Origin of the sequence: Paenibacillus amylolyticus (assembly GCF_050990605.1) — a bacterium.
GTDB lineage: Bacteria > Bacillota > Bacilli > Paenibacillales > Paenibacillaceae > Paenibacillus > Paenibacillus amylolyticus_H.
In genome coordinates, this window is record NZ_CP158832.1 from 3,852,362 (window position 1) to 3,875,719 (window position 23,358).

At 45.1% G+C, this 23,358-nt stretch carries 21 protein-coding genes; 4 read left to right on the forward strand and 17 right to left on the reverse strand.

Going from position 1 to position 23,358, the window contains the following annotated elements; genetic code table 11:
* Nucleotides 1-199 precede the first annotated feature (199 nt).
* Nucleotides 200-1,657, forward strand: a complete 1,458-nt coding sequence (locus ABTV53_RS17185; RefSeq protein WP_433744606.1) for a 4-hydroxyphenylacetate 3-hydroxylase family protein — start codon at nt 200-202, stop codon at nt 1,655-1,657.
* Between the two features lie 8 nt (nt 1,658-1,665).
* Here ABTV53_RS17185 and ABTV53_RS17190 read toward each other — a convergent pair whose 3' ends face one another.
* From ABTV53_RS17190 to ABTV53_RS17200, 3 genes are read right to left on the reverse strand one after another with little or no spacing between them, the layout of a single operon-like run.
* The gene (locus ABTV53_RS17190; RefSeq protein ID WP_421890987.1) at nt 1,666-2,232 is read right to left on the reverse strand and encodes a nitroreductase family protein; all 567 of its coding nucleotides are present in this window, start codon (nt 2,230-2,232) and stop codon (nt 1,666-1,668) included.
* 52 nt (nt 2,233-2,284) lie between these two features.
* Nucleotides 2,285-3,091: a hypothetical protein gene (locus ABTV53_RS17195; protein WP_433744610.1), complete on the reverse strand. Its 807-nt coding sequence runs from the start codon at nt 3,089-3,091 to the stop codon at nt 2,285-2,287.
* Between the two features lie 5 nt (nt 3,092-3,096).
* Nucleotides 3,097-3,549: a flavodoxin gene (locus tag ABTV53_RS17200; protein ID WP_433744612.1), complete on the reverse strand. Its 453-nt coding sequence runs from the start codon at nt 3,547-3,549 to the stop codon at nt 3,097-3,099.
* 292 nt (nt 3,550-3,841) lie between these two features.
* Here ABTV53_RS17200 and ABTV53_RS17205 point away from each other — a divergent pair, with 292 nt between their 5' ends.
* The 3 genes from ABTV53_RS17205 to ABTV53_RS17215 all read left to right on the forward strand — a co-directional run bounded on the left by ABTV53_RS17205 (nt 3,842) and on the right by ABTV53_RS17215 (nt 5,901).
* Nucleotides 3,842-4,705, forward strand: coding sequence for a class I SAM-dependent methyltransferase (locus tag ABTV53_RS17205; protein WP_017687801.1), 864 nt, complete (start codon nt 3,842-3,844; stop codon nt 4,703-4,705).
* A gap of 2 nt (nt 4,706-4,707) precedes the next feature.
* Nucleotides 4,708-5,439: an RluA family pseudouridine synthase gene (locus ABTV53_RS17210; RefSeq protein ID WP_421890997.1), complete on the forward strand. Its 732-nt coding sequence runs from the start codon at nt 4,708-4,710 to the stop codon at nt 5,437-5,439.
* 117 nt (nt 5,440-5,556) lie between these two features.
* On the forward strand, nt 5,557-5,901 hold the full coding sequence (locus ABTV53_RS17215) for an MGMT family protein (RefSeq protein WP_433744616.1): 345 nt from the start codon (nt 5,557-5,559) through the stop codon (nt 5,899-5,901).
* Between the two features lie 114 nt (nt 5,902-6,015).
* Here the strand turns inward: ABTV53_RS17215 and ABTV53_RS17220 are convergent, their stop codons facing one another.
* The 14 genes from ABTV53_RS17220 to ABTV53_RS17285 form a co-directional block, all read right to left on the reverse strand.
* Nucleotides 6,016-7,527 (reverse strand): DHA2 family efflux MFS transporter permease subunit, encoded by a 1,512-nt coding sequence (locus tag ABTV53_RS17220; protein ID WP_421891003.1) that lies wholly within the window; start codon nt 7,525-7,527, stop codon nt 6,016-6,018.
* Entirely contained in the window at nt 7,524-7,970 is a 447-nt protein-coding gene (locus ABTV53_RS17225) for a MarR family winged helix-turn-helix transcriptional regulator (RefSeq protein WP_433744620.1), read from the reverse strand. Before ABTV53_RS17225 ends, ABTV53_RS17220 begins: the two co-directional genes overlap by 4 nt.
* 275 nt (nt 7,971-8,245) lie before the next feature.
* Entirely contained in the window at nt 8,246-8,686 is a 441-nt protein-coding gene (locus ABTV53_RS17230; RefSeq protein ID WP_421891008.1) for a MarR family winged helix-turn-helix transcriptional regulator, read from the reverse strand.
* Between the two features lie 228 nt (nt 8,687-8,914).
* Nucleotides 8,915-11,377 (reverse strand): DNA gyrase subunit A, encoded by a 2,463-nt coding sequence (gene gyrA, locus ABTV53_RS17235; RefSeq protein ID WP_433744623.1) that lies wholly within the window; start codon nt 11,375-11,377, stop codon nt 8,915-8,917.
* 12 nt (nt 11,378-11,389) lie between these two features.
* Entirely contained in the window at nt 11,390-13,369 is a 1,980-nt protein-coding gene (gene parE, locus ABTV53_RS17240; RefSeq protein WP_433744626.1) for a DNA topoisomerase IV subunit B, read from the reverse strand.
* Nucleotides 13,370-13,445: 76 nt separating this feature from the next.
* Nucleotides 13,446-14,435, reverse strand: coding sequence for an ABC transporter permease (locus tag ABTV53_RS17245; protein ID WP_433744629.1), 990 nt, complete (start codon nt 14,433-14,435; stop codon nt 13,446-13,448).
* A complete protein-coding gene (locus ABTV53_RS17250; protein ID WP_433744632.1) occupies nt 14,428-15,393 on the reverse strand; it encodes an ABC transporter ATP-binding protein in 966 nt (321 codons plus the stop codon). Before ABTV53_RS17250 ends, ABTV53_RS17245 begins: the two co-directional genes overlap by 8 nt.
* Nucleotides 15,394-16,263, reverse strand: a complete 870-nt coding sequence (locus tag ABTV53_RS17255; RefSeq protein WP_433754252.1) for a GDSL-type esterase/lipase family protein — start codon at nt 16,261-16,263, stop codon at nt 15,394-15,396.
* A 295-nt stretch (nt 16,264-16,558) separates the two neighbouring features.
* Nucleotides 16,559-17,365 (reverse strand): CAP domain-containing protein, encoded by an 807-nt coding sequence (locus ABTV53_RS17260; RefSeq protein WP_433744635.1) that lies wholly within the window; start codon nt 17,363-17,365, stop codon nt 16,559-16,561.
* 257 nt (nt 17,366-17,622) lie between these two features.
* Nucleotides 17,623-18,081, reverse strand: a complete 459-nt coding sequence (locus ABTV53_RS17265; protein ID WP_433744638.1) for a GNAT family N-acetyltransferase — start codon at nt 18,079-18,081, stop codon at nt 17,623-17,625.
* A complete protein-coding gene (gene purT / locus ABTV53_RS17270; protein ID WP_433744641.1) occupies nt 18,071-19,258 on the reverse strand; it encodes a formate-dependent phosphoribosylglycinamide formyltransferase in 1,188 nt (395 codons plus the stop codon). The genes ABTV53_RS17265 and purT overlap by 11 nt, the downstream gene beginning before the upstream one ends.
* Before the next feature lie 254 nt (nt 19,259-19,512).
* Nucleotides 19,513-20,535: an NAD(P)/FAD-dependent oxidoreductase gene (locus ABTV53_RS17275; RefSeq protein WP_433744644.1), complete on the reverse strand. Its 1,023-nt coding sequence runs from the start codon at nt 20,533-20,535 to the stop codon at nt 19,513-19,515.
* A 62-nt stretch (nt 20,536-20,597) separates the two neighbouring features.
* Nucleotides 20,598-21,587 carry an ABC transporter substrate-binding protein gene (locus ABTV53_RS17280; RefSeq protein ID WP_433744646.1) on the reverse strand — a complete coding sequence of 330 codons (990 nt, stop codon included), beginning with the start codon at nt 21,585-21,587 and terminating at the stop codon, nt 20,598-20,600.
* A gap of 131 nt (nt 21,588-21,718) precedes the next feature.
* The gene (locus ABTV53_RS17285) at nt 21,719-23,350 is read right to left on the reverse strand and encodes an AraC family transcriptional regulator (RefSeq protein WP_433744649.1); all 1,632 of its coding nucleotides are present in this window, start codon (nt 23,348-23,350) and stop codon (nt 21,719-21,721) included.
* Nucleotides 23,351-23,358: the final 8 nt, after the last annotated feature.

Sequence of the window (23,358 nt, forward strand, 5' to 3'; positions counted from 1 at the left end):
GTTTCATGTGAACCATTTAAAGGAGCCCTTACCGGTTCCTTTTTTCTTTGTCTATTGTAACAAGAATGATAATTATTATCAAGCCCTAATCTGTAAAAATGCTTCTCACCTCTTAAATGCACATTGGACAGATCACCTACGTACACTACGTAAGAAGTCATTCTGCCCATGAACGATTAGAACCAAGAGGTGAATAACAATGCCTGTTAAAAGTGGCACACAGTATCGTGAACGAATTGATGCACAGTCCGTCCCTTGCTGGTACAAAGGTAACCTTATTACTGAAAAACGCTCTGAACATGTAGCATTTGCTGGTTTAATGGAAACTCAGATGCACATGTATGATCTGCAATCTGATCCCAAATTTGCGGAAACGATGACGTATGCCTCTCCAGCAGACGGCAAACCTGTGGGCATATCCTTCCTGCCTCCAACAAGTGCCGACGACCTCCGTAAACGACGGGAAGGAATGAATATCTGGGCAAATTTCCATCATGGCTTTCTTGGTCGCTCACCCGATTACATGAATACAGCCATCATGTCCTTTTACACAGGTGCCGATCTCCTGAACGAATTATCTCCCCAATATGCAGAAAATCTAAAGAATTATTATGCCTACTGTCGTGATCATGATATTACGCTATCCCATGCCTTCATTCAGCCCTATGCCAGCAAAATCTCTGGGCAATTGGATGCCACTGAGGATGCCATTGCCGCAAAGGTCGTAGACCGCACCGAGGAAGGCCTCATTATTAGCGGAGCATTCATGATGGCTACACAAGCTGCCACTTCGGATGAAATTTTTGTCTATCCTTCACCTTCTCCCGCCCCATTTGATGACGAAAATCCATTTGCATTCTCTTTTGCTGTCCCCAATGATCTTCCAGGCATCAGTCTGGTATGCAGGGATACCTATGCAGCCGAATCTCACACCAACTATCCGCTGAGTTCCAGATATGAAGAAATGGACAATATCGTCATCTTTGACCGGGTGCTCGTTCCGCATGAACGAATATTTTTTGCAGGAAGTGAGGAAATGTCCTCGCGTCTCTTCAGTGGTAGCAACTTTCATATTCACGCAGGTCATCAGGTACTGTGTCGTTATATTGCCAAGACGGAATTTGTTCTCGGTACAATCCAGCTTCTCACGGATACGCTGGATCTGAATACGGAAGCACATGTTATAGAGAAAACTGCACGTGTGTTCGCAGGTCTTGAATCGTTAAAAGCATTGGCTTTGGCCGCGGAGGCAGGTGCCATACCAGACGGACGAGGATTTGTATTACCTGCACCCAAACCATTAATGGCAGCCAATCTCCTTTTCCCGAAACTTTATCCTGAGATGATTGAAATTCTGCAACTCTTGGGTTCAAGCGGGGTGATTATGATCCCTCAGGATGAAGAATTTCAATCCGATATCGCTCCTTCACTGAATATATATCTGAAAGGGAACGATATGGCTTCTCATGAACGCAACGCTCTGTTTCGCCTGATCTGGGAGCTTGGGGCTGGATCATTCGGGGGCAGACAGACCCAATTCGAACGCTTCTTTTTTGGCAATGTGCTTACGGTATCCAATCGATTATACTCCGTCTACAACAAAGAGCAGACCAATCGTCAGCTCGTTCGTGATTTTCTATCCAACACCAGTAAATAAAAGAATTTTTATACCAGATGGTCATAGACCGTCATCAGTTCAGAGGCTGGTCTGCTTGCATCCATATCCCGCAATGCAGGCTGGTCTCCGTAACCGATATGGAATACCCCTAACACCTTCTCTGCACTTGTCAAACCCATCAAATTCATAAACACAGGATGTTGTTGATAATCATTGATTTTCCAGACCGCATTCAAGCCCTGTTCCGCAGCCAGAATACTAAAACGTTTGCTCCAGGCTTTGGCCGGCAGAAGATCATCCTCACGGGCATTCATAGGCGCCACGACAACCAGATGTGTAGGGATCGCTTCCGTGTATTGATATGTAGCCCAATCGCCATAGCGATCAGCCAGATGGGGTGGATAGCTCTGTCTGACCGCTTCCAGATATAACTGTCTCCCTTCGCCTGCAAACAACATAAACCTCCAAGGCTCTGAACTCATCACATATAATGAAGGATCAGCTTCATCAAGCAACTTTCGTATAACCGACTGGGGCACTGGCAACGGACTGAACTCGCAAGTTCCTGCACGTCGTTTGCCGCTGCTTATATCTTGACTTAGACTGGTAGACATGGCAACTTCCCCTCCTCTATCTGCATGATATATCCTTATCCTTCAACCGCCTTCACATCAACCATGTTTTCTTCGGTTCAACGGCTTCCGTTCTCCAGCGATCTACCTCTTCGTGTATACGCGCTTTATCACGTGTCGTAAATTGCTCTGACTCCACCACTTCTGCTTGCGGCATGCTATCACGTATCAAGCGAATGTAGTCCATGGAACGTATCAGAGACTGGCGTCCAGGGATGTACCTGATTTTGCGTCCTTCCAACAAGCAGTATATTTCGATCATACCCGGTAATTTCCCGAACGCTTCCCAACAAAATACACTGACCATATGCTGAAACGCCTCAACTACGTTTGGATCATGGACAACCATATATTTCTGAATAAGCAGCGAATCCCAGCCTTCAGGCTGCCAGGCCGCCTGAAATATCATCGATAAATGCATGGATAATGAAGGTAACTCCGTTCTCCACTGTTCAAAAAGAATGGCTGGATGCTTCAGTTCATCGTTCATTGCAATGGCAAGTGACAATTCATCCGTGATCTTGTTCTTCACATCCCAGTAATGGAGAACTGATTCGAAACCGTCCGTCTTTCTGGGCCACCACTTCTCAAGTAAATACTGCACAGGTACTTCTTTGCGAACATCCGGGTAGAGACTATAAAAGGCATTGACCGCATGGCTCACCGCATATTGTACACGGTGCCTCCATTGCAGTGGAGGACGCTGCTCAGACACGGGTTCAGGGCGGATGAACCGGTGTGGGCTGCGCAGCATTTCTTCCAATCTGTAATCTTCAAGCAGACGCCCGGGAAGGTCATTCCTTCCGACCGGCATTGCTGCCTGAACATTATGTCTTAACATGATCTTTAGGACACCTGTAATCCGGCAGCAGCAAAACGTTTGCCAAAGTCACGGCATGTATCTTTTTCCTGCTCAAGCGGACTGTATTCTATTTTTAACATTTCTGGAGATACCTCCGCCCCACGCTCTTGCAGCTTGGCAGCCGCGAGATCAACTGCACCACAGAACTGCTCATACGAAGTATCACCACTACCAAACACCGCTGCTCTCTTACCGCTCAAGTCTAGTTCATCCAACTCCTCATAGAAATCAAGGAATTCATCTGGCAACTCCCCGTCTCCCCAGGTGTAAACGCCAATCATGAATCCGTCATAGTCCAATACATCGGATGCATTACAATCCGTTACGGATTTCAGGTCTGCCTCGTGGCCCCCCTGTGTAATTCCTTCGACAATCAGTTCTGCAATTTCTTCTGTATTTCCCGTCATGCTTGCATAAGCCACTAACAATTTAGCCATCTATTTTTCCCTCACTTTAGTTTGATCAAGTTAATATTCTCTCTGAAGAAAGAATGAATTTGAATTAACAAAATCATATGTGATAATGATTATCATTGTCAAATTAAATTTTTGGTTATCTTTGTTTTTCAGTATATGGCGCATGTTGGATTTCAACACAGCCAAAATACCTCACCCTTTTAAGGTCAGATGTAATCCCTTCCTCCAATGATCCCGTCCCCCAACTGGCGTACAAGCCCTTTTTTGTTGTACAATAGTATCCAAATGACTTTTGAAGGATGGATAAATCATTATGTACGTAGCTAAGAATTGGAAGGACTATGAAGTAATCGATACAGGAGGCGGCGAGAAACTGGAGCGTTGGGGAGATGTGATTTTACGCAGACCCGATCCACAGATTATTTGGCCCCTTGAGCAAGAGACCAATGAATGGCGGCAAGTGCACGGTCACTATCATCGCAGCTCTTCCGGCGGCGGTAACTGGGATATGAAAAAACCCATTCCCGAGCGCTGGACGATCGGATACGAAAACCTGAAATTCCACATTAAACCTACCAGCTTTAAGCACACGGGCCTGTTCCCTGAACAAGCCGCCAACTGGAGCTGGATGATGGATAAAATCTCCAATGCAGGACGCCCTATTTCTGTCTTGAACCTGTTTGCCTACACAGGTGGAGCAACGGTAGCCGCAGCATACGCAGGGGCTTCTGTCGTGCATGTGGATGCAGCTAAAGGCATGGTTCAATGGGCCAAGGAAAATGTTCAATTATCCGGACTGGCTGATCGCCCTGTTCGTTTTATTACAGATGATGTATTCAAATTTGTACAACGGGAACAACGGCGCGGAAATCGTTATGATGCTATTATCATGGACCCTCCTTCTTATGGCCGCGGTCCGAATGGTGAGACATGGAAACTGGAAGAGAACCTTTATCCTTTCTTGAAGTCATGTATGACGATCTTGTCAGATAATCCATTATTCATGCTGGTGAACTCCTACACTACGGGCATCTCCTCCACCGTTCTGCGCAACATGCTGACCATGACGATGTCTGCTCAGTACGGCGGTGACATAACCGCAGGTGAAATCGGTCTGCCAATCACACGCAGTGGTCTTGATCTGCCTTGTGGTATTCTGGGCCGTTGGGAGTCTTAATCATGTCAGAACATCGGCATGATCACGATGCGATTCCGATTCTGTTCGAAGACAACCATCTGTTAGGTATTACGAAACCGGTCAATGTACCTACCCAGGAAGATGCATCAGGTGATCCGGATTTGCTTACATTGCTGAAGCAAGATCTGAAAGAACGATATAACAAACCTGGCAATGTCTATCTCGGGTTAGTACACCGACTTGATCGTCCGGTTGGAGGGGCAATGATCTTTGCCAAGACCTCCAAAGCAGCTTCGAGATTGTCCGAGACGGTGCGAGGACGTCATTTCCGTAAAATATATGCGGCTGTTGTACATGGCAAGTTGCCTGCACAGCAGGGAACGTTAAAGCACACACTCCTGAAAGATTCACGCACAAATACCGTTACTGTTGTACCTAAAGGTACGGCTGGCGGTAAGGATGCTGTTCTGGATTACCGTGTTATCGGGGAGACAGACCGTTACAGCCTCGTCCATATCGAACTGCACACCGGCAGATCTCATCAGATTCGGGTGCAAATGAAAGAAATCGGCTGCCCTCTGTACGGGGATCAGAAGTACGGCGCAAGCGTGAATAAACCCGGGCAACAGATCGCTCTCTGGTCAGCGATTGCAGCTTTTCCGCATCCGGTTACCAAGGAAGAAGTTATTTTGCAATCGTTGCCTGCAAGAGAATTTCCCTGGGCAGAATGGCCAGCTGCTGTGTACCAAAAAGCTTTTGAACAACCTCTATAAGAGCACAAGATCAGGTTAGATCTGTCCATATCACGTGTCGTTCAGATACAGAATCTGAACGACACGTTTTTTAATATTTTCAGCTATATACCTAACATACAGAGAGGAGACATCAGGATGACCCCATTTACCAAACAAGTCATTGCGATCATCACGGCGATTCCCGAAGGTAAAGTGATGACTTACGGTCAGATTGCAGCCCATGCCGGTAGTCCAAGAGCCGCGAGACAAGTCGTACGTATCCTGCACTCCATGAGCCGCAAGGAACGTCTTCCCTGGCACCGTGTCGTTAACGCAAAAGGCGAAATCTCCATACCAGACGAACACTCGCGCCTGATGCAGGAAACGGAACTGATTAGCGAAGGTGTGGAGTTTCAACTGAACGGAACCATTAATCTTCATCGGTTCGGACATGAGCCGGATCCTGTATTTCTCATTGATCCAACGATCCAGCCCGAATAGGACGCCATCTCCTACTCCTCATATCGCAAACACCAAAAAAAGAGAACTCAGGCAGTTAGGGTTACCCCTTTTCAACTGCTAGAGTTCTCTTTTTTGGTATTTATCTGATATCCGTTATGCTGTTGCCGTCACTTTTTCCTGTTCTACCGTAACAGGTTCAACAGCTGGTTTTGTTTTACGAATAAAGAACGCCATAATTAAAGCAACCACGGTCATTCCGGTAGCCACGATGAATGCATAGTTAACACCATAAATCGTTGCATCTGCTGTAGCAGCTAACATCGCTGTCTTATTATTAGGGTCAACTTGGCCAGCAGCCACTGCATCCGCCAGATGTGTTTTGAGCTTGCTACTCATGATGGTAACGAGAATGGCTGTACCGATCGCACCGGCAACTGTACGCAATGTATTGGACATCGCAGTACCATGCGCGTTCAGACGTTGAGGCAGTTGATTCAGACCTGCTGTCTGGATCGGCATCATCAGCATCGACATACCGAACATACGAGCCGTGTAAATAAACATCATGTAACCATAAGTAGTATCAATTGCCAGGCGACTCAGTCCCCAAGTTGTAATTGCCGTAATGGCAAGACCTGCAACCGAAAGCCAGCGTGCGCCCACCTTATCAAATATGCGACCTGTAATTGGGGACATAATCCCCATCAATATCGCACCGGGCATCATCAGCAGTCCTGATTCAATCGGTGAGAAACCACGAATATTTTGCAGGAAAATAGGAAGCAGAATCATACCTGCAAACATCGCCATTGTCACGAGCATATTGATAATTGTGGTTAATGTATACATGTTGTACTTGAAAATACGGAACTCAAGGAGCGGATGATCTGTGGTCAGTTGACGAATAACGAACAGAATCAGGGATATCGCACCGACCACGAGGCATCCAATGACAATTGCACTGCCCCATCCATCGGTACCCGCATCACTGAATCCGTAGAGCAAACTACCAAAACCAAGTGTAGATAAAATAACGCCTGGATAATCCAGTTTAGGTCTGGATTGACGTGTTACGTTTTTGACAAAAGCAATACCGATTGCCGTTGCAATAATAGAAAATGGCAAGATGATGTAGAACAACAATCTCCAGGAATAATGCTCAACCACATAACCTGAAAGTGTAGGCCCAATCGCAGGAGCCAGAATCATCGCGATCCCCATGGTTCCCATGGCTTGACCACGTTTCTCAATCGGGAAGATGGTCAGAAATACAACGGTCATCAGAGGCATCAGGATCCCTGCACCTGCCGCTTGAATAACACGACCTACCATCAGAATGGTGAAGGTTGGACTAAGACCACAGACTAATGTACCTATGGTAAAGAGAGTCATGGCTGTAATGAAAATTTGACGCGTTGAGAATTTGGCAATCAGATATGCCGTAACCGGAATCAGCACACCGTTCACGAGCATGTAACCGGTAGTTAACCATTGGGCTTTGTTTGCATTAATCGCGAGGTCTTCCATGATTTTAGGAAGCGCTACATTCATCAGGGTTTGGTTCAGGAATGCTACAAAGGCACCAATTAACAATGCAGCTACAATCGGGCCTTTCTTGATGTTGTCCATCGCGGAGGATGGAGCTGCAGCAGTAGTCGTACTCATATGTTGTTCATCTCTCTTCCTTGTAACTTTTCAATCATCTGACTATGAATTCTAAGTAGGTGTTCAAGGTCTTCCTTCGATATATCCAGAATGGGTGACACTCTTTCCATCCACAATTGGTGTGTTTCCTGTTGGACCTGTTCCCCTTTATCCGTAATCTGCAGCTTAACGGATCGGCGGTCTGCATCCGAACGTGTCCGAATAATATACTCGCCTTTGACCAGTCGCTCCACAACTGCACTCATGGAACTACTACCCATATGGCATAGTTCAGCCACTTCGTTGATGCCGATGGAAGGACGCTCCCTCAGAATGGATAACACCATAAACTGGATCGAAGTCAGCTCGATCTCCTTGTTTTCATTCCAAAATGCTCGAAAAAGCATTTGATTCACTTGGCGGAACGAATTAATAATATAGAATACTTCATACGTATCAGTCATTGATTCACCCTTTTACTTTTGGAATATAATATTTCGTACACGAAATATCAGGGGAACAATTATTTATTATAACAAAAATATTTACATAGTCAACTCTTTACATATGAATTTACAAAAATAATATTAGGACATACTAACTGTGTTAGATTCACGCCTTTAATCAAATTGGCTGGACACAGTGTGTATCATATGTAATTTGTAATTAAAATAACCATAGGGCTCCTGCATGAAACGAGCAGGTACGCCTATGGTTATTCAGAAGAATCAGCATTGTATTATACCGAAGTGGATAATGCAGGCTCTTTGGTTTTGGGTGTTGTCATTTTGCCTAACAGATATACCAGCAATTGTTGGTTGTGCATCGAAATGTTACTGAGAACAGAGTTCATGAATTCATTACGGATGGTGATCCCCCGCTCAGTCTCCATTCTTCCTTTCTCTGAAAGAGATATCCACACAATGCGTCGATCCTGATTATCCCGATTCCTGTGAATCAGATCATTCTTCTCCATCCGATCGAGTAGCATGGTTACGGCAGCTGGCGTAGTCGCCAGATAAGGAATCAGATCCGAAGGTTTCATCTTCTGATGATCCTCAAGCACCTCCAGTACAGCCAGCTGAGCCTCCGTTAATGAGGGTGCCAGCTCTTGATCCATATGCAGTTTATAATCTTTGGTTAGTCTGGACCAGCACTTGGCAAAATCGGAATTATACATCTTGCATCGCTCCTCTCTGCAACCGGTTATCACTTCACCTGCTTAAGTTTTCGCCCTCCAAAGCCGCATTCCTGCTGCCTTTTTTCAATTTCCTAGCGATCGACCGTAATCGACGAAGGTTGTTAAACTTCGCATGAATGTGATCTTCTAATCCGCCTTCGAACAACAAAAAAAGACTCTTCGCATGACAGGATTAGCTGCGCTGCGAAAAGTCTTGTTTGCTTGTTTTTATGAAGATGATGATGGTTGATTCTCATTGAAGTCCCTCAGAAGTTCAACGATCTCGTCCTGTTTATCCACAGGAACAAGCAGTTTGCCAATATGTTTGCGCTCCGTAATCGGAACACCTTCCGAAGAGATCGGATACACTTGGCCTTCCTTGGTCATTACAGTGATCTTACGTTGCTCTTTGCAATAAAACGCTCCAACAATACGGCTGCCATTCGGTTTCACGCGTTTGCCTTCCTTGAACTCGAATGTGGCAAGCCCCTTGCCTCCACGACTCTGCACAGCGTAATCCAGGAGTAATGAACGTTTACCATATCCCAAATCGGACAACACGGCAACTTCACCTTCATCTCCTTCAACCCATAGGGCGGATACAACTTCATCGGTATCTCTCAACTGAATACCACGAACACCACCGGATACACGTCCCATAGGATTGACCTCATCCTCACGGAAACGAATTGCCATGGCTTCTTTTGTAATCAACATAATATCTTGGTTACCAGTACTCAGATGCACAGATAACACTTCATCGTCCTTGCCCACTTTACAAGCCGCAACTGCACCGGAACGTTTGGTAACGTAATCCTTCAGTTCCGTTCGTTTCACCTGCCCTCTTCGCGTGACGAAGACCAGACTGTGATTTGGCTCTTCAAAGGATTTCACAGCAAGCACACTTGCAATGCGGTCGTCTTTCGCAAGGGGAATGACATTCACAATGGCTGTGCCTGGATCTTTCCACTTGAATTCAGGTACCTGATGAACAGGTAACAGGAAGTACTGACCTTTCCTCGTAAAGACAAGCAGATTCTCCAGCGTATTGACTTCCAGAACCTGCGCAATATAATCGCCGTCTTTTACACCACTTCCGCTCCGTTCACCACCAGAACGTGTAAAGGACTGCATGCCTGTACGTTTCACGTATCCTTCCTTGGATAACGTAACAAATACATCTTCCGCGTTCACAAGTACTTCGAGATTAACCTTAAGTTCTTCCACTTCACCCTGAATCGCAGAACGACGGTCTATACCGTATTTCTCACGAATCTCCATCAATTCCTTGCGGATGACTCCGATAAGCTTGCGGTCACTATCCAGAATGGATCGTAATTGCGCAATCTTTTTCATCAGTTCACCGAGTTCCTTCTCCAGAGAATTAATCTCCAGATTTGTCAAACGGTACAATTGCAAAGTAAGGATGGAATCCGCTTGACGTTCCGTGAACCCAAACATCCACATCAGGTTATTTTGAGCATCCTGCCGGTTCTTTGACGCTTTGATCGCTGCAATGACCTCGTCAAGGATGTTCAGAGCTTTAACCAAGCCCTCCAGCACATGTGCACGGTCTTCCGCTTTCTCCAGCTCAAACCGGGTACGGAATGTTACAACTTCCCGCTGGTGGGCAATGTAAGCCTCCAGGATTGATTTCAATCCCATTTGCTGTGGTGCTTTATTCACAATCGCAACCATATTGAAGTTGTAAGTGACCTGAAGGTCGGTTTTCTTCAGCAAATAAGCCAAAATACCTTGTGCGTCCGCTTCTTTTTTCAGCTCAACCACGATCCGTAGTCCTTCACGTCCGCTCTCATCACGCACTTCGGCAATACCTTCAACCTTCTTCTCAAGTCGAATGTTCTCCATCGCTGTAACCAGTCGAGACTTCACAACTTGATAAGGAATTTCGGTAATGACGATCTGCTGCTTGCCACCACGCATGTTTTCAATATCGGTTTTGGACCGGATATAGATCCGTCCCTTACCTGTGCGATAGGCATCCAGAATGCCGTCACCACCCATAATCAGTCCGCCGGTTGGAAAGTCAGGACCTTTCATGAACATCATGATCTCGTCCAGCTCAATCGACGGTTTCTCCATTACAGCGATGGAAGCATCAATGACTTCACGCAAATTGTGTGGAGGAATCTCCGTTGCAAACCCTGAGGAGATACCGCTGACACCATTAACCAGCAAGTTCGGATAACGGGATGGCAATACAACCGGTTCTTTGGCCGTATTATCAAAATTATCCTTAAACAGCACCGTCCGTTTCTCGATATCGCGAAGCATCTCCATCGCGATGGGCGACAAACGGGCCTCCGTATACCGCATCGCCGCTGCCGGGTCATCATCCTGTGATCCCCAGTTACCATGACCATCCACAAGCATATGGCCCATTTTCCATGGCTGAGCCATCCGCACCATGCCCTCATAGATGGAGGAGTCACCATGTGGATGATAATTACCCATTACGTCCCCAACGGTTTTGGCAGACTTGCGGTAAGTCTTGTCAGGCGTATTACCTGAATCGTACATGGCGTACAGAATACGCCGTTGTACTGGCTTCAACCCATCCCGTACGTCGGGAATGGCTCGATCTTGAATAATATATTTGGAGTAGCGACCGAAACGGTCCCCTACGACCTCTTCGAGAAAGGCCGGCATAAATTGTTCTGATGGACTCATTCCAAGCACCTTCTATTCTTCGTACTCTGTAAAGTCGACGTTCTCTACAATCCAGCGTTTCCGCGGATCAACCTTATCACCCATGAGCGTAGATACACGACGTTCTGCTTTTGCTGCATCAACAATCTGTACCTTCAGCATTGCACGAGTTTCCGGATTCATTGTTGTCTCCCACAGTTGATCCGGATTCATCTCACCAAGACCTTTATAACGTTGAAGTTCAACATTATTACCGAATTCCTTCATATAATTCGCCAGTTCTTCATCCGTCCATGCATATCGAACACTCGCGAGCTTACCAGACTTACGAGTAAGTTTGTACAATGGCGGCTGAGCAATATACACTTTGCCTGCATCAATCAAAGGCTTCATATAACGATAAAAGAAGGTCAACAACAGCACCTGAATATGTGCGCCGTCCGTATCTGCATCGGTCATAATGATAATTTTGGAATAATTGCTGTCTTCAACTGCAAATTCGGTTCCTATGCCCGCCCCGATCGCCGCTGTAATGGCACGGTATTCTTCATTTTTGAGAATGTCCGCCAGCTTCGATTTTTCCGGATTGAGCGGTTTTCCCTTGAGGGGCAAAATAGCCTGAATCTTCGAGTCGCGTCCCTGTTTGGCAGAACCACCTGCGGAATCACCTTCGACAATAAACAACTCATTTCGGGTAAAATCCTTGGATTGCGCCGGCGTCAGCTTGCCGTTCAGGTTGGAACTTTCACTGCGTTTCTTGCCTGTACGCATATCATCACGTGCTTTGCGAGCTGCTTCTCTGGCTCTGGAGGCTTGAACCGCTTTGCGAATTAACGTTTGCGCTACCTGCGGGTTTTCTTCCAGGAACCTTTGAATATTTTCGGACACGACCGAATCCACTGCACTTCGAGCAGAAGCGCTGCCGAGCTGATCCTTTGTCTGACCTACGAACTCAACATCTGACATTTTGACACTGATGACAGCCATCATACCTTCACGCAGATCATTACCTTCGAGGTTTTTGTCTTTTTCCTTAATCATGCTGGTACGCCGTGCGTAATCATTCATTACACGGGTATATGCAGCCCTGAATCCGGTCTCATGAGTACCGCCGCCCCGAGTAGGGATCGAGTTCACAAACGAAGCCAGTGTTTCCGTATAACCCGCGTTATACTGGATTGCCACTTCGACTTCAATGTCATCCTTCTCCGCATAGAAGTGAATAACATCATGCAGCACATCTTTATTTTCGTTAAGAAAAGCAACAAACTGGCTTGCTCCGCCTTCATACATGTATTCATCCTGATTGCCCGAACGTTCGTCCTTGAGCACAATTCTCAGACCTGAATTCAGAAAAGCAATCTCCTGAAGACGTTCTGCCAATGTATCATAATTAAATTGAATGCCGTTCTGGAACACCCGAATATCCGGTTTGAAAGTAACTTTCGTACCTGTCCGATTGGTATTGCCCAACACTTCGAGACCGGAGACCGGTTCACCGACATGTTCCATCCCTTTTTTGTCCTTCCAATACTCGAATCGCTGACGATGAATCTTGCCATCACGGAAAATCTCGACTTCAAGCCACTCGGACAATGCGTTTGTAACTGACGCACCTACACCGTGCAAACCGCCTGATTTTTTGTATCCTGATCCACCGAACTTTCCGCCTGCGTGCAAAATCGTAAACACGACCTGGGGAGTAGGAATCCCTGTTTTATGTATACCTGTCGGAATTCCCCTTCCGTTATCCTGAACCGTAATAGAACCGTCCTTATGCAGCGTGATATCGATTTTGGAGCAGAATTTGGCGAGATGTTCGTCGACAGCGTTGTCGACAATTTCCCATACCAAATGATGTAGACCCGAAGTGCTGGTGCTGCCGATGTACATCCCCGGCCGTTTCCGTACCGCTACCAACCCTTCAAGTACTTGAATGTCGTCCGCGTCGTAGCCTGAAGACCCCTGTCCTCCGCCTGTCGAACCTGCCGACATATCGATTTGCTCGACCATTCATGCTCCCCCTTCTTAACTTGCAACTAAAAAAATGCCTAAAATGCAAACAGATGTTTTCTTATCCTTGTCCATTTTAATTCAAGATATCCCGTTTCGTAAAGACAAGGAATGACACAATGAGTGAAGCAATGCCCCAAACACTAAGCACAATAAGGGAAAAACCTAAATTCATACCCTCGATTGGAGGTAATCCGCCTGACAAATAATCAGGAAGTTCCAGGTTAACCATGAACAGATACTTCGCTGTCTGCCAGGATGCTGCCATACTGGTCAAGATTGTGCCTGCAATCAGAGCGGCCATCATGATCACGATACTTGCAGCTGTACTTCGAACAAGCACGGATACCATAAATGCAAGCATAGCCACAATTACACTCACAAACCAGATCAGTCCTGCCTGCATAAGCATATACAACCACTGGTCTACAGCATGCACTGCAGACATATCGACATCTGTTCCCACAACCTTGAATCCTGTGAAGATTGGCATGTTGAAACCTTTATAACCAAAGACCGCACCCGATATGACATAACATATAATGTAGGCTGATACCACTATGATTGATACAAACATAATCAGCGTAATTAATTTACTCAGAAGCACTTTCCAGCGTCTAACCGGACGCGTTAAAAGCATTTTAATCGTACCTGTCGTACGTTCACCGGAAACAAGATCTGAAGCAATAGCCATGATTAACAGTGGAATAAACAATCCAACTGCGTTGTTCATGAACTCCCGTGTAAAGGTAACACCACCCGGTTCTTTGGGATTGATGTCATTTTCGAGATAATACTGCATCTGCTGGATATATACTGTTCTATATTTCTTGTACTCCTCAGGTACCCGATCGCTACCGAGCGAATTTTGATTGTCTGTGATGGCCTGTTGCAGTTCAAGCCGCCAATCGCCACCAAACTTGTCGCGATTATTCTCCGCAGATTTCATCTGGGCATACGTAAACATCGGTACGAGGACCGCAAGTACAATAAATATAATATAAAGCCGTTTTTTCTTCACCATCTTAATCGTTTCATTGCGAATCAGCGGCATGATATTATTCAATGGATTCACCTTCTGTCATTTTTAAGAATAGTTGTTCGAGCGTAGGCTGAATCCGCTGTACCCCTTCAACCTGTACACCAGCTTGAACCATCTGCTGCACCAGATCAGGGATTCGATCTTCATGCATCTCGGCAACCACAGCATTGGGACCAAGGCTCGCAACAATGGTATCATCCATCACATCCGAAGGTCGACTTACCAGAGCAATCCCTGCATCCAGTAACATCTTTTTGCCTTGCTCCAGTGGTGAAACATGCCATATAGCCAACTTGGAATGATCTTCAATCAGTTCACTTACGCCTCCAACGGCAAGCACACGCCCAGCACTGATAATGGCTACTCTGTCACAGAGAAGTTGAATCTCACTTAACAAGTGACTGCTGACAAATACAGCCATGCCTTCACTCGCAAGTTGTTTAATAAAGATGCGAAGTTCCTTAATGCCTTTTGGATCAAGGCCATTCGTTGGTTCATCCAGAATGAGCAGACGCGGTCGCCCAAGTAAAGCTTGTGCAATACCGAGCCGTTGACGCATACCCAATGAGTATGTTCTGACTTTATCGTGAATGCGCTGATCCAGACGCACAATATCCACAACTTCCTGAATACGCTCGTTGTCCACACCAGGTTGCATACGAGCAAAATGTTCCAGGTTCTCCCACCCTGTCAGATATGTATACACCTCCGGATTCTCAACAATGGAGCCTACATACTTCAAGGCACGCTCAGGATCCCGATTCACATCATAACCACAGACTTTAATTTTTCCTTCTGTCGGTTTGATCAGATCCACCAGCATCCGTATCGTTGTTGTTTTTCCGGCACCGTTGGGACCAAGAAATCCAAAGATTTCACCAGGTTTTACGTCAAATGTAACGTCCTTAATGATCCACTTGCGTCCGATCCGCTTCTTCAGATGCTGAACAGACAAGACTGAATCATACTGCTGCTCTGCCATTTAATTCCCGCTCCCTTCTGCCGGTGTATCTGTCTGAAATTCCTGTGCGATCCGCACTGCAATTTGCTCATAACCTTGTCCGTTTGGATGAAAATGATCTGACGAGAGATACTCCCCCAGATGATTTTCAAATAAATCGAATGTAGGGACAAGTGTCATCTTGTCCTCATTGTTCAAAATAGCCAGTGCAGCATCGTTCCAAGCAGCAACAACTGCATTACCTGGCTTCTCCAATTCCTTCACATCACCAAATGGATTGTACAACCCTATGTACGTAATCTGTGCATCGGGATTGATTTCTTTTACTTTCTTCAAAATCTCTTGAAGGCGTTTCGACGTTTCCGGTAAAGCCGCTGCCAGTTGCTCTGCTGTTGGCGGATCTTCCCCCTGTAGAACCTGCCCTCCCTGGAACAAATCATTCGCGCCAATCGAGAGTAAAATAAAATTGGACTGCTGTAGTACGTAACGTACGCCTTGCTCATCCAGTTTTTCCAATAAAGCATCTGTTCTCAAACCGTTTACACCCAGATTGTTAAGAACCTGAACGTCGTATCCTTTATCTTTAAGCAGGTTCCCTGCACGTCTCACAAAACCGAGTCCTTCATCATCCCCCGTACCTCTTGCCAGGGAATCGCCGATGACGGCCATCCGAATCTTGCCCTCTTCCACTACAGCCGGTTCTCCTTCTATATCCTTAGATGGAGCAGTTGCCTCTTGGCCTGTAGTTAACGCTGAATCTCCCTCGGGGAAAATCACGTCTTTTATGGCGTACCCAAATCCAAATAGCAACAGCAAAGTTGCCAAGATGGATACTGTACTGACGGTTCTCCAGATCCATGGTGCTGAATCAAGGCTTTTTTTCTTTTTCATCATCACATCTCCGCTCATGTACACCAGTCCGGGTGCTTAATAAATTTATAATGACTTTACATTAAGGCGTGTCTGAAAATCCGCTTCCTTCGGAGTTTTCAGACACGCCCTGATGATGCTATTCCTAAATAACATAAATGTTCTGTCGTTAATTTGCAAATTTTGGCGCCATATTTGCAGAATTCATTTTCCTTATGTCATTTTACGGAAAAAAGGTTATACCATACACAGATTTGAACTGTGTGCTGGCATAACCTTGTGGAAAAAAAATTCATACTTTCTTCATTATAAATGCTTATTTACCGATAAACTCTTGAGCCCAGTATCCGTTGTAGTACCCTACACCAATATGCGTAAAGTTTTTGCTCAGGATATTGGCACGGTGTCCTGCACTATTCATCCAGGCTGTTACAACTTCCTGAGGTGTTTTTTGTCCTTTGGCAATGTTCTCACCTGCATAGCTGTAAGTTACTCCGAATTGTTTCATCATATCAAACGGAGAACCATACGTAGGTGACTGGTGATCAAAATAGTTATTGTTACTCATATCTTTTACTTTAGCAACAGCTACTTTGTCCAGAAGTGCATCTGAAGTCAAAGCGTTCAGACCTGCTTTGGCACGCTCAGCGTTCACAAGCTTTACAACTTGCGTAGCAAAGTCAGATTGTGTGCTTTCGCTACCATTATTACTTGTATTGTTACCTGTGTTACCCGTGTTTGAAGGATCTTTAGCTGGTGTAGTTGCCGGTTTTTCTTCTTGAACTGGTTGTGCTGGTTTAGTCGGTTGCTCAGGCTTAGTTGTAGGCTCAGCCGGTTTTGTTGTTGGTTGAGTTGGTTTTGTGGTCGGCTCAGCAGGTTTCGTTGTTTGATCAGGCTGTGTAGCAGGCTTCTCTACAATTTGACCTTCGGATACGGTGTACCCATTTTGTTTGAGCCATTTCTCAAGATATGCTTTCAGGCTGTCTGTACTTGTAATTTTATAAGTGGTGACAGTCTTATATGTTGAATCTGCAGCAGACGCGGAAGCAGGAAGCATTACCCCTACGGCCAGTACGGCTGTCAGACTACTCGTTACGACAGTTTTCATCCATTTCTTTTTCAAATTCATTCATCTCCTTAAGATTAGTTATTACAACTTTGTAATCAATACTCTAGCAGTATATCAATTCAATAGGAGATTGTGAACCTATAAAATATGGAAAAGTAACTTTTTTGTCATTTTTAGCCATAAAAAAAGACATTCGGACTAAACATGCTAGTCGAATGTCGCTTCACCATCTATTTATCATTCACCACACCAGAATGTGCAGATCAGGATATCATGAGAATTTCCATGCAATAGAAGAAACCTTTTTTATACTATAGAAGAACTTTACTGAATCGATAGCCTCTCTTCTGAAAACCAATGTGCTCATAAAAAGAGTACGTTGTTGAAGTCACTTCACGATTAGCACCCGTGACAAACAGTTGTTTACCACCTTGCTGTCTGCTCCAATCTTCGGCACGAGCCATCAGACGACGGCCAATCCCACCACCACGATGTTCTTGACCTACAATCAGGGAAGTAATTTGTGCGGCAGGTTCTGGATAGGCATGACTTTGCACACATTGCAAGCCAATCACACCAATAATTTGTTCATCCACTTCGGCAACAAGCATGCATGCGTTTGGATTGGTTTCCAAACATTCAATGCGTTCTTTCATGACATTAGTTGTTGTCGGATAGCTGACCTCTCGCATCAGTCCCGTTACCGCTTCAGCATCTCGCAGTTCACACTCTCGGATCATCAGTACAGGGGCCTCAACATTATTGGACATGATTTACCTCCACTTTCAGCATATTAGCGGCTTTTACCGCTGTTTTACGAGCTTCTTCCACATCTTGGCCAGCACTTAGCGCTACAGCCATTCGGCGTCCTACCTTGGTCTCAGGTTTGCCAAATACACGAATCTGAGTACGAGGAAGAGCCAGTGCTTCTTCAATCCCGCCTATAGTAAAGTCAGATGTTTCATCATTAGCCTTCAGCGTTGCTGAAGCTCCCGGTGTCAACAGATGTACACCTGTAACCGGAAAACCAAGAATTGCACGTACATGCAGCGCAAACTCGGAACTGTCTTGCGTCACCATTGTAACCATTCCTGTGTCATGTGGACGAGGAGATACCTCGCTGAACACAACACCCTCCGGAGTCAGGAATAATTCCACTCCAAACAGTCCATAACCGCCAAGTTCATCCGTGACGGATTGGGCAATCTGACAAGCCTGCTCCCATTGCTCAGGAGTCATTGCATGAGGCTGCCACGATTCGACATAATCCCCATCCTTCTGAATATGGCCAATCGGAGGACAGAATACGGTGCCTGATACAGACCTGACGGTAAGTAATGTAATCTCACTGTCAAATTGTACAAAGCTCTCCACGATGACACGAACGGATTTGCCACGAGCCCCCGAAAGAGCAATGTTCCAACAATCCTCCACGTCGCCCGGTGTACGGCATACACTCTGCCCTTTGCCGGAAGAACTCATCAATGGTTTAATGACACATGGTGTGCCGAGCTCGCGTACGGCTTCCTGAAGTTGTTCCAGGTTGTCCGCAAAAAGGTAATCAGCTGTAGGAAGTTTCAATTGTTCGGCTGCAAGCCGACGTATGCCTTCGCGATCCATCGTTAGACGTGCAGCTCGTGCAGTAGGTACGACACAAAATCCCTCTTCCTCAAGCTCCAGTAAAGCTTCTGTTGCAATAGCTTCAATCTCAGGTACGATGTAATGAGGTTTTTCTTTACGGATCAACTGTTTTAAAGCTTCGGCATCCAGCATGTCGATGCAGTAAGACCGGTGTGCGACCTGCATTGCAGGTGCGTTCTCATAACGATCAACAGCGATCGTCTCTACTCCCAGTCGCCCAGCCTCAATAACGACCTCTTTTCCCAATTCTCCACTGCCTAGTAGCAGCATTTTTTTGGCTTGAGCCGTAAAAGGAGCACCCCACATGTTCTTTCCAATCCTCCCAAAGAGAAATCTTCTATATATCTGTCTCTCTATTTTCGGGGTTTTGGTTAAAGATTGCAAGAGTGCTCCCTATTTTTCTTGTGAATTTTACAAGATTTTTTGTGTTTTTTCGATCAAATTTTACAATTACCGCTCACAGATTCGATACTCCTTCCATTCCTCCCAAAATTAAGGAAATGTTAAAAGAGCAGACTTTAATACTCCAACAAATCGAACTACGCAAACAAATCCCAAGTTTAAAGACTTGGGATTTGTCGATTTTTTTCTCGGAAGATTTCATTATGGGAAGAAACATAAGCCATCTTTGGTGCGTCTGGCGTCATATATTGTTTCGCACTATTAACTGCCACGATCGCATCATTAAAGGCTCCGGCAATGAGTCTGACCTTGCTTTCGTGCGTTGCACAGTCTCCTGCTGCAAAAACCCCCGGCAGACTCGTCTGTGCATGGTGGCTCATTAGAACCATTCCATCGTCCATTTCTAAGCCACAACTGGCAAGATCACTTAAATTGCTTTTATATCCATGACTAATGACGACTTCATCCACTTCTAACACCACGTTGTCCTGAGTTTTCATATGTGTGATCACAACCTGCTGGATTCGCTTGTCATTATTATGAAGCAGCGTGATGCTGTATGGTGTTCTCACATCCGTTATATCGTTCATCTCACTGACATTTCGTTCCATCGCGCGGAACTCATTATTCCGGTGGATAACAACTACGCTGCAAGCAAGTTGAGCAAGTTCAATTGCCCAATCTACTGCACTGTTGCCTCCTCCTGAAATGAGCACACGCTTCCCTGCAAAATGTTCTGGATTTTGCACGGTGTAATGAAGATTTTCATACTCACATTCAATCGGCTCCTGAAGCTCCAATTTTTGAATTTCTGCGATACCTCGACCTACTGCAACAATGATCGTACGCGTATAATGTATCTCTCCTCCAGTGGTATACATATTCCATATTCCGTTATCCATTCGAGTGAACCTCTCCACTTTACAATTCAATACAACCGTTGGATTAAACGTATTTGCCTGCTGAACAAGCCACTCGATCAACTTCGAACATTTCATAGGCGGCAGACCGCCTACATCCCAAATTGTCTTTTCTGCATAGGTGTGCAGAAAGCCACCAAGCTGGTCTTTACCTTCAATGATCTTTACTTTCATATCACGCATCCCTGCATAAAAAGCCGCATACATGCCAGCAGGGCCGCCTCCGATGATGGTTATATCATAGATATCTTCTTCATTCATTTTAAACACACCCTGTTAATTTAGTTATGAAATCGAGATACATGTAACATTACTCGTTTGCTTTATTTATTTTTTTCTTCAAAAGCAGTCACGATATCGTCAATAACATATTCATCGGCAAGCGGAGACATTCCCAGATTAAACCATTCTTTGCCACCCACCATGTAAACATGGTCCTGTTTAACAGCTTTCAGGTTTTTCCATAACGATGTCGATAACATATCTTCAAATTTCTTTTTGATTTCCGGATTTGTCTCATCATCCAACTGAACAATCAGATGATCTGCATCGTATTCAGGCAATACTTCCAAGGAAACAGACATGGCCGTTTGATCTTTCGGGAAATTAGGAAGTGGCTTCATTCCCAACCGTTTGTGGACGAAGTTTCCTCGGTCAAGGTTCTCCCCATGAAGTACGATTTCTTTTTCCATCACTCTAATGTAAAGAACAGTCTCCTCACCAATCAGATTGTGCAATTTGTCAGCAGCTACCTTCTCTTTTGCTACCAAATCCTGAATAACTTGTTCTGCCTGCTCTTCTTTGTCCAGAATTTTGGCAATATCCCGCAGTTCATCGCGCCAATCATCACGCTGTGGCAAAAGTACGGTAGGTGCAATCAGAGTAAGCTGATCATAATCCTTTTTGGACCACCAGTCAGGAGCGATAATTAAATCCGGATCGGCCTCCATGAGGGCTTCAAAGTTAGGCGTTCTTCCTATTCCCATTTTCATCGTGTTTGCGAATGGCTCTTGCAAGTAAGAAGGATAATCTTCATGGTAGTTCTGTACAGCAATCGGTACGATGCCAAGTGAATATAAAAATTCTGGATATACAACGGACAGACCAACTATTTTTTGTGGATTTACCGGGATTTCAACTTCTCCCATTTCCGTGTTCACTTTTTTCACCTGACTTGCTTGTGTTGTTGACGAATTGGCGGTGCCTGCTTCTTGCCCCTCGCTAGTAGACGCTTCTTTGCCAGCTGCACCACAAGCGGAAATAACGAGCATCAACATCATTGTGCATATTACGGTTAACCATCTGAATCTCATTCTGTATGTACCCCCTATAGGTCATTAATATATGACAATGTCTAATCAATAATAATTATCATTATCACTAAGATATAGGAGTAGTATAATAAAATATGTTCAGGCATGATATTGACTATTCAGACTTTTTGCTATGGACGATCTTGCCACAACTTTAATATTTCATCCAACATAAGCTCATGGGTAAACGCAGTGTAGTCCAGCAGGACGCTCGACAAAAGGATATCCACTCTGCCACTCTGTACAGCTAACAACGCAAGCCATTCTTCAGACTTACGCACAGCAGACCATGTTTGCCTGGATGTCTCATCCTCACCCACAATCAGTAATATTCTTTCAACGTTGAGAATAGACAACTCCCTAATGCTCACTGTGCCCCGTTCCCAATAAGTCTCAACTCCTTCGGGACCCTCCATTTGCATATCAACGTAAAAAACAGAAGCAATGCTCCTTGGACCTAACAGCTGCAACGCTTCACCATAAACTTTGAGTACAACTAATCTGTCTTTTCGTATGAAAAACTCAAGCTGGTCCTTTATAATCGTTGCTTTCTCTTCATATCTTTGAAGCCATACCTCTGCAATATCAGACCTGTCCAAAAAGCTTGCAACAACTCTCAAATGTTCTCTCCAATCCCCTGTTTCCCACGGGAGAACACACACAGGAGCAATGGAATGAAGCTGTCTTTGCAAATCCTCAGACTCCGTCCCCATCGTAATAATATAATCAGGCTTAACTAGTCGAAGCTGTTCCAGCAAGCTGGTCTCACTCTCTGCAAGTGGCATAACTTTGTCCGTTTCATATTTACGTCTATAATAGTAAGTCCATGGATGACTTGCTGGCGCTGCACAGGGAATGATCTGCAATGCAAGCAGTATACCAATGCTCACAGAATGAATTGCAGCAATTTTTTGTTTGCTATTACGTATAAATGCTGCTGGTGGAATGCCGGAGATTTGCTTGAATTTACGCCGGAAATACGTCTCATCCTGATAACCCACGTACGATGCCACATCCTTGAGTCGATAGCTGTGATCATTTCTCATTAAGATCTGGGCTTGTTTAATTCGGTATAGCGTTAAATAGTCAACAGGACTGTAACCATACCTTTTCTTGAATAAACGCATGAAGTGTCGCGGGCTCATTCGTGCCACATTTGCTAATTCCTCAATGGTTAATCTCTTCGAATAATTCTGCTCCATGTAGGCTTTGACATGTTCGATTGGTGAAGCCAGATCGGTCTTTTCTGCACAGGCCACGTCGTAAAACAGGGTATACAACAGTTCCTGAAAACGAATCTGACCATAGTACCTTTGCAAACCATCCTTCTTCAATGTGTGGTGGTAAATCATCTGACAGATCACACCAACAGCCACAGGAGAAGATGAGCTGACCTCGCCATTCACTTCATTACGTAACAGTTGTTTCATCATTTCAAGGGCTGTTCCACCCTCCTGTTCCAATGCATATATGACATCAAAACTCATGTGATACACACCTCGTTCATCCAACGAATGCACATTTGCCTCAACCAGCTGTCCTGGAAAAGCGATGTACAGTCCCCCTGCCTTCAATTCGATGAAACTCCCATCGATCTTTAACCAACCTTGGCCACTGGCTACAAATAATAACATGTATGTTTCAATGAAGTGTTTCCTCAGAAGCCACTCCGTTGCAGAACCACTCGTGTGATTCACGTGAATGAGCCTGAAATTCATATGATCCAGGTGATCAAAATGCTCTGTTTGTATTTCGTTGTCCATCTGCATTG

What these genes read in the sequence shown, in the direction of transcription:
- ABTV53_RS17280 (WP_433744646.1), bottom strand. Translation starts at nt 21,587, where the DNA reads ATGAGATTCAGATGGTTAACCGTAATATGCACAATGATGTTGATGCTC.
- ABTV53_RS17275 (WP_433744644.1), bottom strand. Translation starts at nt 20,535, where the DNA reads ATGAATGAAGAAGATATCTATGATATAACCATCATCGGAGGCGGCCCT.
- ABTV53_RS17250 (WP_433744632.1), bottom strand. Translation starts at nt 15,393, where the DNA reads ATGGCAGAGCAGCAGTATGATTCAGTCTTGTCTGTTCAGCATCTGAAG.
- ABTV53_RS17255 (WP_433754252.1), bottom strand. Translation starts at nt 16,263, where the DNA reads ATGAAAAAGAAAAAAAGCCTTGATTCAGCACCATGGATCTGGAGAACC.
- ABTV53_RS17190 (WP_421890987.1), bottom strand. Translation starts at nt 2,232, where the DNA reads ATGTCTACCAGTCTAAGTCAAGATATAAGCAGCGGCAAACGACGTGCA.
- purT (WP_433744641.1), bottom strand. Translation starts at nt 19,258, where the DNA reads ATGTGGGGTGCTCCTTTTACGGCTCAAGCCAAAAAAATGCTGCTACTA.
- ABTV53_RS17205 (WP_017687801.1), top strand. Translation starts at nt 3,842, where the DNA reads ATGTACGTAGCTAAGAATTGGAAGGACTATGAAGTAATCGATACAGGA.
- ABTV53_RS17230 (WP_421891008.1), bottom strand. Translation starts at nt 8,686, where the DNA reads ATGTATAATTCCGATTTTGCCAAGTGCTGGTCCAGACTAACCAAAGAT.
- ABTV53_RS17195 (WP_433744610.1), bottom strand. Translation starts at nt 3,091, where the DNA reads ATGTTAAGACATAATGTTCAGGCAGCAATGCCGGTCGGAAGGAATGAC.
- ABTV53_RS17215 (WP_433744616.1), top strand. Translation starts at nt 5,557, where the DNA reads ATGACCCCATTTACCAAACAAGTCATTGCGATCATCACGGCGATTCCC.
- ABTV53_RS17265 (WP_433744638.1), bottom strand. Translation starts at nt 18,081, where the DNA reads ATGTCCAATAATGTTGAGGCCCCTGTACTGATGATCCGAGAGTGTGAA.
- ABTV53_RS17185 (WP_433744606.1), top strand. Translation starts at nt 200, where the DNA reads ATGCCTGTTAAAAGTGGCACACAGTATCGTGAACGAATTGATGCACAG.
- ABTV53_RS17210 (WP_421890997.1), top strand. Translation starts at nt 4,708, where the DNA reads ATGTCAGAACATCGGCATGATCACGATGCGATTCCGATTCTGTTCGAA.
- parE (WP_433744626.1), bottom strand. Translation starts at nt 13,369, where the DNA reads ATGGTCGAGCAAATCGATATGTCGGCAGGTTCGACAGGCGGAGGACAG.
- ABTV53_RS17285 (WP_433744649.1), bottom strand. Translation starts at nt 23,350, where the DNA reads ATGGACAACGAAATACAAACAGAGCATTTTGATCACCTGGATCATATG.
- ABTV53_RS17225 (WP_433744620.1), bottom strand. Translation starts at nt 7,970, where the DNA reads ATGACTGATACGTATGAAGTATTCTATATTATTAATTCGTTCCGCCAA.
- ABTV53_RS17220 (WP_421891003.1), bottom strand. Translation starts at nt 7,527, where the DNA reads ATGAGTACGACTACTGCTGCAGCTCCATCCTCCGCGATGGACAACATC.
- ABTV53_RS17200 (WP_433744612.1), bottom strand. Translation starts at nt 3,549, where the DNA reads ATGGCTAAATTGTTAGTGGCTTATGCAAGCATGACGGGAAATACAGAA.
- gyrA (WP_433744623.1), bottom strand. Translation starts at nt 11,377, where the DNA reads ATGAGTCCATCAGAACAATTTATGCCGGCCTTTCTCGAAGAGGTCGTA.